The organism is Campylobacter sp. 2018MI10 (genome assembly GCF_018501175.1).
GTDB lineage: Bacteria > Campylobacterota > Campylobacteria > Campylobacterales > Campylobacteraceae > Campylobacter_E.
Map to the genome: position 1 here is coordinate 1 of NZ_JAHCZD010000080.1, position 464 is coordinate 464.

2 protein-coding genes are annotated in these 464 nt (G+C 34.1%); both read right to left on the reverse strand.

What is annotated here, in order from left to right:
• The coding region (locus tag KJR01_RS09755) for a TSUP family transporter (RefSeq protein WP_214119040.1) at positions 1-283 on the reverse strand (283 nt) is incomplete at its 3' end.
• A gap of 3 nt (positions 284-286) precedes the next feature.
• A partial coding sequence (locus KJR01_RS09760; protein ID WP_214119042.1) for a DUF2400 family protein occupies positions 287-464 on the reverse strand: 178 nt, incomplete at its 5' end.

Below are 464 nucleotides of genomic sequence, written 5' to 3' on the forward strand. Positions count from 1 at the left end.
CACTATAACTTCCTATAGCTGCTCCTAAGGCTGTGAAAAAAACACCCCAAGCAAGATGAGGTAGAGTGGTGGATTTAAAATAAGTTAAAGTAGCCGTAAAAGAACCAAAGACGCTTTGGAGTTTGTTTGTTGCTAAGGATAAATGCGCAGGAATTCCACAGGCTATGAGTGCTGGTAGAGTAATAAGTCCTCCTCCACCTACAATAGAATCTATAAAACCAGCAAAAAGAGCTACAAAAAAAAGTATGAAATAATAAATCGTATTTAAGTGCTCAAAACCCATTCTTCACTCCTTAAATTTGTCAATTTCCTTACTTTGCCCTAAACGATAGAGTGCAAAGTCATATTTTATGGGATCATTTGCATCTAATTTTTTTAAATTTTGTGTGAGTTCTAAATCACTTTTATAATCATATATTTTACGCTTTAGAAGTCCTAAAGTCAAGGAAATTTTATGTGCATGT